Consider the following 7719-nt stretch of genomic DNA (forward strand, 5'->3'; position numbering starts at 1 on the left):
TCTTCAAACTGGGCATCCCAACCGTAATGTTTGGCAAGCATCGTGGTTAAAGTAGTTTTTCCTGCTCCAATATTTCCTGTAACTGCAATATGCATATTTATCTTTCTTTGTTTTGAAATGTTAAAATCTAAAAGCCCAAGTCCTGAATTTCATCCATTATTTTGAGAATATCCGATTTATCAGACTTTTCTTTCTCTAATTTTTCGATGGTTTTTTCAAGTTCTTTTTTCTGGTTTTCTGCTTCTTTAAGTTTTTTAATATCAGCGATATTTTCAAGGCTGTAAAGATAGAGTTTGTTGTCTTTTATTTCAAAATAAGACAATGAGTTTTTATCCACAATCTGCGCATCGGGATCATCAAAAATTTTAACTAAACCTTTCTCGGGAATATATTTGAATATGGTATTTTTAGCAATAATTAAAATCTCTTCGTTTTCTCTGCGGAAACGTTTGGCGTTTTCTACCGGAGCTTCAAAGAGTTTTTCAAATTTCAGATTGTAAACACTGAACAGGTTTTTAGATAAAATATAAACTTTCGTTTCAAAAACCAAAAGATCAATCACCTCATCAAAGCTTGCATCAAAAGGAAAAGAATTAATCGTTGTTTCGTTCCTGAAATTATACTGAAGAAGGCGCTTCGTGCTTTCATCAAGCAACCATATCTGCTGCAGATCTTCAGCATAAGCATGCTTTATAAAGCTGAATTTTTGTTTAAAATCCAGTCTCTGAATTTCATTAAGGTTTTGGTCTACAAATTTCATTTCCTGGGCATTTTCAGAAAAAAGTGCGACCGTTAAAGGATTCTGGATTTCCTGAACTTTAAACGGAACAGTGAACATCAATTTCCCTAATTGCTTGCCTAAAGAATCATACTTGGTAAAACTGAAATCTTTGTTTCGGTACAGATAAATGTTTCCGTAATCGTCTGAAAACATATCTTTCGTTTCCTTAAGCTTTAGCGTATCAAAAGGAAGTATTTTCTGCGCAGAAACTGTGCAGAAAATTAAAACCAGGAAGAGAGATATTAATTTCAAAAAACTTTTTTTACCAAGATAGCGCTCCTTCGGRGCGCTACCAATTTACATACTTTATTTTATTAAGCTTATACTTGCTTTCAATTTTAACTATTTGATGGCAACTTCATAAATTGTAGGCCAGTTTTTCCCTGTAACCAGCATGTTTTCTCCTTTAAAGGCAATTCCGTTTAAAACATCATCCTCACCTTTTGTATGCTTTTCTGAAAGTTGAGAAAAATCAAATTTACCTACAACCTCTCCGTTTGCCGGATTGATTTTTAATATAAAAGGCTTTTGCCAGACGTTTGCATAGATGAAACCATTATGGTATTCAAGCTCGTTTAATCTGTCGTAAACGGTTGTATTTCCTGCCACAGAAATATATTTGATCATTTTTGACGGATCATTTACATCAAGGAAATAGAGATTTTTTGTACCGTCTGAAGCGATAAGGTTTTTCCCGTCAAACGTTAAACCCCAACCTTCACCCATCACATTAGGATAAGGAAATTCTGATTGTAAAGTCAATGTTTTTTTATCGTACACCAAGCCTTTCTTGTTTTTATAAGTCAGCTGATACACTTTATCTCCAGCAATTGTACTTCCTTCAGAGAAAATATCTTCCGGCTGTTTTGTAGAAATAATCGGAGTGGTGTCTCCTAATTTATACGTTAAAATTTGGGAAGTTCCATATTGTCCGTCACTTTCGTAAATCACATTTCCATCAAGCTGAAAACCTTGTACGAAGTTTGCAGGATTGTGCGGATATTCTGCTACAATATCATAATTGATCGCTTTTTCAGGGCTTTTGCTGTAAACGTTGATCGTAGCATCCTGATACAATGTTTCGCCGCCTTTTGTTTTAATATTAAAAGTTACGGCATTGTCACCTAGCGTAAAATAGTTCGGGTCAATCGTAAGGCTTGTAGACTCTTTTTCTCCAAAGCTTATAACGATACTTTCAGCATTATCTGTCACCTCCTTCGGAAGATTTATTTTATCCCCAAAATGATACCCTTCAGAAACCATTCCGTTATTATAATCGGCTAATGCATTCAGTACTTTATCGTTATTGTTGTTACAGGACATCACCAACATTAAAGCTGCAAATCCTACAATTATTTTATTTTTCATTTTTTATTTCTAAAATTTTATCAAAAATAGCAAATTTTATCACGCTCTGCTAATTTCTGATGCAGGTTCACCAAATTTCAGGATATATAAAATGGGTTGTAATGATTTGAATTTCATTTTGAGAATCTTTTTTTGCCACGAATGCACAAATATAATGAGTAAAGTACTAAAAAATATTCGTGTATTCGTGGCTCATAAATTAAAGTAAAATGTACATAATTTCGACGATCTTAAAAATCAATAAACTCTAAATTTAATGAGCAAATCCTGTAATTTTAGCTTCATCAAAATCCAGTTGCATTTCAATGGTTCTCATTACGTGATCATCAAACATTTTCTCGCGTTTCATACGGTGAAGCTCGTTTCTCTGCGCCTGAATCACTTGTCTCAAAACATCCTTATTTTCGTTCATTGCAGCGGCATAATCTACCGTAGAACTCATACATTGTGCTTTATCAGCAATCAGTTTCATTTCGTTTTCCAGCTTGTAGATCTGATGTTTTACGAGGCTGTTGTTTTCAGATAATTCAGAAAAATCTGAGGTCAGTTTCTCAAGTGCTGTTTCTTTTAACTTTTTCATTAAAATAGCTTCCTGCTTTTCTTCCGGAAGTTCACTTCCTGCGTCTTCAATTTTGAGGAGCTTTAAAATCGGTGAAAGCAATAATCCCTGTCCTACCAAAGTAATAAGGATAATCACAAAAGTCACAAACAGAATAATATTTCGATGCGGAAACGCCTCTCCCGGACTTATATAAACCGGAATAGAAAGCGCCGCTGCCAAAGAAACAACTCCCCTCATCGCGGCAAAACTGATAATGAATGGTTCTTTCCAGTCGGGTTTGGGGTTTTCCTGCCTAACTTTTTTAGATAAAAGCCTTGGAATATACACAATTGCATAACTGTAAGCCAAACGAGTAAAAATAATGGCTCCTCCGATTACAACACTGTAGAAAACACCTTCTGAGATCGTGTAATCTTTCATTGCTCCAACGACGATTGGCAATTCAAGACCGATCAGGATGAAAATAATGGTATTCATTAAGAAAATGATGACGCTCCACACATTTCCGGTCTGAATTCTTGACGTATGGCTCAAATAGCAATGTGAATTGTAAGACATCAACAAACCTCCTGCAACAACCGCCAAAACTCCAGAAAAATGAAAGTGTTCTGCTGCAACATACATCACGTAAGGAACAATCAGAGTAATAACGGTATCGATATTGGAATTGGACGGAATTAATCTTAAAAATTTTCCAAAAACGRAACCTGCACCGATTCCTACGGCCACACCACCAATTGCCATGGTAAAGAAATCTGTCACCGCTTCACGGAATATGAACTGCCCAGAAATAACGGCTGCCAAAGCAAATTTAAATACAATTAAACTCGAAGCATCATTAATCAGGCTCTCTCCTTCCAAAATCGTGGTAATTTTTTTAGGAATTTTCATGTTTTTTAAAACCGAAGTTGCTGCCACTGCATCCGGTGGAGAATTTACTCCTCCCAAAAGAAATCCCATAGCAACCGTTAATCCTGGAATGATTGATGACGAAAGGTAAGCTACAACAATGGACGTTAAAAAAACTAAACCAAATGCCATTGAGAAGATTTGTTTCCGCCATTTATGAAAATCCTGCCAAGACGTAAACCAGGCCGCTTCAAATAAAATCGGCGGAAGAAATATGAGAAATACCAGATCAGGCTCTATTTCTATTTGCGGCATCCCCGGAATGAAACTCACGAGTAAACCTGCAATCACAAGAAAAATCGGGTAAGCTACTTTGAGCTTCTGCCCTACCATCACCAAAATCATCACCGATAAAAGTACAGCGATGGAAATAATTACGTAATCGTGAATCATGGTTTGTGATTATTTAGTTAAAAAAAGTATTTTAGTTTTTTAGTTTCTTAGTTTTGAAAATTCTTTAATTCTGCTTTAAAGACTGAATCCGAATATTTTTTACTTTAAGCCTATTTAATGTTAAAAATATATTCAAAACTTAAACAGTCTCTAATTTTTAGTAAAAGGAATATTGTTATAAAAACCGATTTGTATTTGTCCGCGGTTTTTATTTTCCTGAAGCTGGTTCATATATCCTGCTTCAATTCTCATGTTTTTGTTAATAATAAATCCTAAAGCTCCATAAACACGGTTTCTGTCGAAAACGGGGCTGTCCAGATTCAGGAAAATCTCGTTATAAGCTGAAAGATACAATGTTTTTGGCAACATTTCTTTGTTATTGATCGGAATATTCAATCCTAATAAATAACGGAATCTCATCCTGAAATCATCCTGTAAAAAACGTTCTTCAAGGCGGTAACGATGCTGCAGATTAAACCTTCCGAACTTTTGTTTTGTAATAAACTGCTGGAAAATACGGTGCTCAATATTTTCAGATTTTTCTCCATTAATGTAAGGTTGACTTAAAATAAAACCATACCCCAGCAAAACGTTATTGTTATTTTCTGAAAGATCATAACCAATTCCTGTACGGATTAAAAGCTGTTCCAGATCACCGATTCCGTCAAAATTTCGGTACTGAATCTCGTTATGGAAATTCAGCTTTTTGCTGATTTTGTTATTCCCAAAATACATGTACCAAGCTCCCAGATCACTTTCCTGCGCAAATGACAAAATGCTCCCGAAACACAAAACAGAAACGGCTAAATTTTTAAAAAACTTCATAATTTTATTGTTGCATTTCTTTCCATCTTGAAACAAAAAGAAACTATTAAAGACCTGGAATTCTTCATAAAAAAAATAATTGAATTTTCCAGATCAAAATAATTACTCATAAATAACAGAATGAATTATTTTCTACATCTATCATTTCCAACAAAATTAATATTAAAAATCTATAATTGCAAAAGTTTTGTCATTTGAAATTGATTTGTCTTTTTAAGCAGGCACTTTTTCTTCTAAAACATCATTCTAGTTTTTATCAAAATAAGTGCAGGTCATTTTATCGAGATCCATTTCCCAGCCTTCTATTCCGTTTTCGGCGCAATCTTTACAGAAAGTCATATAATCTGTTCCGCCTTGCTGGTGAAGTTTTAATCTTGTTTTAAACTGATCAAGATTCAAGTTTTCAGAAACAGCCAGGTCGTCATATTTCCTTCCGGTTTCAGCATAATTGTTTTCAGCATCAAAATACTGAGTGTTTCCATCAGCAACAAGCGCTTTGTAATGAGAAACTCCCAGGTTTTTTATTTCCTGAATATATTTAGGAAAATCTGCACCGCTTTTTACTTTTTGGTGTTCGGCTTTAATTTCTTCGATTGTAAATTTCATTTTGCTTATTTTTTTTTAAGTTATATTCTAAAATTATGTTTTTAACGCAAAGAACGCAATGGTTTTATTTAAAATGTTTGAAAATATTTTTCGTTCGCAAAGGCATTTCATTCAGCAAAGGCAGAAAATATTTTCGTAAAGTAAATTCCTGATAAAACAATAACCGACAGAGGTTGCCGGTTATTGTTTGCTCATTTCAAATTTAGAATGTAATTAAGGATGTTGCTGCATTTTTGCAGGATCATCATAGTTTACCATCCAGTTGATGTCAAACTTGTCGGTAAACATTCCGAAATATGCTCCCCAAAATGTATCTGCAAGAGGCATTGTTACATTTCCGCCTGCAGAAAGTCCGTTGAAAAGTTTATCTGCTTCTTCTTTAGAATCTGCATTAATAGAAACTGAAAAGTTGTTTCCGAATTTTAAGCCTGAAGACCATTCTCCGCCTGTATCGCTTCCCATCAACATGGTTTCTTTTGAAATCGGAAGAGAAACGTGCATGATTTTATTTTTGTCTTCCTCAGACATTTCCTGTCCTTCCTGTGGAGGCATTTCTCCAAAAGTTCCGATGTAAGGATAATCGCCGCCGAAAACCGATTTGTAAAAATCAAAAGCTTCTCTGCAGTTTCCGTTGAATGTAAGATAAACATTTACTGTTGCCATAATATATAGTTTAGTTTGAATTTGAGATTCGAGGTTTGAGATTCGAGATGCGGGGTGCGAGATTCGAGGTCTTATTTATAACATGGAACGCGAAACACGGAACCCAAAACTCGAAACACGGAACTCGAAACCTCACTTACCGATGCTGATCGATAAGGATCATATTTCCATCGGGATCTTTCAGGAAAATATGTTCCGGACCGGATGTTGTTTCGTCTGCTTCTTTATCAAGAATAATATTATTTTCTTTCAAATGTTTCTGAATTTCACGTACATCATCAAAAGACTCGATGTTTTGGGCATTTTCGTCCCATCCCGGATTGAATGTCAACATATTTCCATCGAACATTGCCTGAAAAAGACCAATCAATGTGCTTCCGTTTTTCATGATGAGATAATTATTATCCATACTTCCTCCCATCGAAGAGAAGCCTAGTTTTTCGTAAAATTCTTTCGATTTTGCCAGATCTTTTACACTTAAGCTTAGCGAAAATACGCCTAATTTCATATGTTGTTTTTTATTGTTTTTATTTTTTATTTAAAGCCAATTTATATCCTGCCAAAACCAGTACCCAAACTAAAACTCCGAGAATCCAGAACCAGATTGGCGTTGGTAAAACAGACATGTTGTAAATGGTAAAGCAAAGGAAAATAACGCCGCAAATAATTGCCAGATTCGGCTTTTCACTTTTAGCAACTTTTGTAGCAATAAACCCTGAAACTACAGCTCCCAAAGCATAGCCTACAATAACCATAAACTTCCCTAAAAATGGCAGACTTTCGATATAATTTTTAAAACCTTCCATATCATCAGGTTTTATTCCTTTCGGAAACGGATACAAAAGATGATTAAGGGTTTCTACGCCCCAAATACAGATTGATCCTACAATGATTCCGGCAAAAACCGCAAGTATATTTCTTAACATAATTATTGATTTTTTAAATTTGTTTTGAAATCCAAAGTTTTGTCATAGCTTTTCCAGTCACCAATCAATTCAATTTCCTGGCTATGAATTTTTTCTGAAGCTTTATCCCATTTAAAAGTGTAAACAAATTTGCCCGTAAAAATCCCGGAATGTTTTCCTTTTACTTCTTCTGCCAACTCATAATCACCATAAACAGTGCCTTTACTTTTGGCGTCCTTGTATTTTGTAATTTTAAATTTACCTTCAAATTTTGTGTAGTTATTTTCTACAACGGTATATCCTGAAACAAAATATTCCTGATCGTTTTTCTTATCCTGCTCAGAAATATTTATTTTAAGCTTGATGATTTCTTTATCATTCCCGATGGTTCCTATATAAGGTTTAGAATTATTCAGCCAAACGTTAGAAATATTCGGCATCTGTGAAAATGCAAAGTTGGAAATGAGAACGAGGAGTAATAAAAATTTTTTCATGTTTTAACAAATTTAGGCTAAAGCCGAAAGAGTTTATGCTTTTTGTAAACGGGCCAAAGCCCGTTCCTATTGATTAACAATAATTTCCGCTAAACTCCAAACTGGGTTAAGTGATGATTCAGGTGTTTTGCAAACATATTATTCCATTCCTGAGAACTGAGCTTTCCAAAAGAAAAAGATTCTTTGCCGTCAAAAGCAGAAGCTCCCAATTGC

The 7719-nt window shown here is 34.7% G+C and carries 10 protein-coding genes and 1 pseudogene; all 11 read right to left on the minus strand.

What is annotated here, in order from left to right; translation table 11 throughout:
- On the minus strand, positions 1–95 hold a 95-nt coding region (locus AB4Y90_RS12720), incomplete at its 3' end, for a deoxynucleoside kinase (protein WP_441557952.1).
- A 32-nt stretch (positions 96–127) separates the two neighbouring features.
- Positions 128–1033 (minus strand): hypothetical protein, encoded by a 906-nt coding sequence (locus tag AB4Y90_RS12725; protein WP_441557943.1) that lies wholly within the window; start codon positions 1031–1033, stop codon positions 128–130.
- Between the two features lie 90 nt (positions 1034–1123).
- Positions 1124–2149, minus strand: a complete 1026-nt coding sequence (locus AB4Y90_RS12730; protein WP_441557944.1) for a glutaminyl-peptide cyclotransferase — start codon at positions 2147–2149, stop codon at positions 1124–1126.
- A gap of 253 nt (positions 2150–2402) precedes the next feature.
- Positions 2403–4013, minus strand: a complete 1611-nt coding sequence (locus AB4Y90_RS12735) for a Na+/H+ antiporter (protein WP_441557945.1) — start codon at positions 4011–4013, stop codon at positions 2403–2405.
- A 150-nt stretch (positions 4014–4163) separates the two neighbouring features.
- Complete coding sequence (locus AB4Y90_RS12740; protein WP_441557946.1) at positions 4164–4838, minus strand: DUF2490 domain-containing protein; 675 nt, start codon at positions 4836–4838, stop codon at positions 4164–4166.
- 246 nt (positions 4839–5084) lie between these two features.
- Positions 5085–5444 carry a DUF1398 domain-containing protein gene (locus AB4Y90_RS12745; RefSeq protein WP_441557947.1) on the minus strand — a complete coding sequence of 120 codons (360 nt, stop codon included), beginning with the start codon at positions 5442–5444 and terminating at the stop codon, positions 5085–5087.
- Positions 5445–5657: 213 nt separating this feature from the next.
- Entirely contained in the window at positions 5658–6107 is a 450-nt protein-coding gene (locus AB4Y90_RS12750; protein ID WP_441557948.1) for a VOC family protein, read from the minus strand.
- A gap of 136 nt (positions 6108–6243) precedes the next feature.
- Positions 6244–6615 (minus strand): VOC family protein, encoded by a 372-nt coding sequence (locus AB4Y90_RS12755; RefSeq protein WP_441557949.1) that lies wholly within the window; start codon positions 6613–6615, stop codon positions 6244–6246.
- Positions 6616–6634: 19 nt separating this feature from the next.
- Positions 6635–7033 (minus strand): hypothetical protein, encoded by a 399-nt coding sequence (locus AB4Y90_RS12760; protein WP_441557950.1) that lies wholly within the window; start codon positions 7031–7033, stop codon positions 6635–6637.
- A 2-nt stretch (positions 7034–7035) separates the two neighbouring features.
- On the minus strand, positions 7036–7506 hold the full coding sequence (locus tag AB4Y90_RS12765; RefSeq protein WP_441557951.1) for a hypothetical protein: 471 nt from the start codon (positions 7504–7506) through the stop codon (positions 7036–7038).
- An 89-nt stretch (positions 7507–7595) separates the two neighbouring features.
- Positions 7596–7719, minus strand: a pseudogene (locus AB4Y90_RS12770) (DUF1569 domain-containing protein); the annotation flags it as partial.

The sequence above is a fragment of the Chryseobacterium sp. 2TAF14 genome (assembly GCF_052115105.1).
Classification (GTDB): domain Bacteria; phylum Bacteroidota; class Bacteroidia; order Flavobacteriales; family Weeksellaceae; genus Chryseobacterium.

Bases quoted from the DNA above. Each gene is read 5' to 3' on its own strand.
- AB4Y90_RS12730 (WP_441557944.1), bottom strand. From the start codon at position 2,149: ATGAAAAATAAAATAATTGTAGGATTTGCAGCTTTAATGTTGGTGATG.
- AB4Y90_RS12740 (WP_441557946.1), bottom strand. From the start codon at position 4,838: ATGAAGTTTTTTAAAAATTTAGCCGTTTCTGTTTTGTGTTTCGGGAGC.
- AB4Y90_RS12745 (WP_441557947.1), bottom strand. From the start codon at position 5,444: ATGAAATTTACAATCGAAGAAATTAAAGCCGAACACCAAAAAGTAAAA.
- AB4Y90_RS12750 (WP_441557948.1), bottom strand. From the start codon at position 6,107: ATGGCAACAGTAAATGTTTATCTTACATTCAACGGAAACTGCAGAGAA.
- AB4Y90_RS12755 (WP_441557949.1), bottom strand. From the start codon at position 6,615: ATGAAATTAGGCGTATTTTCGCTAAGCTTAAGTGTAAAAGATCTGGCA.
- AB4Y90_RS12760 (WP_441557950.1), bottom strand. From the start codon at position 7,033: ATGTTAAGAAATATACTTGCGGTTTTTGCCGGAATCATTGTAGGATCA.
- AB4Y90_RS12765 (WP_441557951.1), bottom strand. From the start codon at position 7,506: ATGAAAAAATTTTTATTACTCCTCGTTCTCATTTCCAACTTTGCATTT.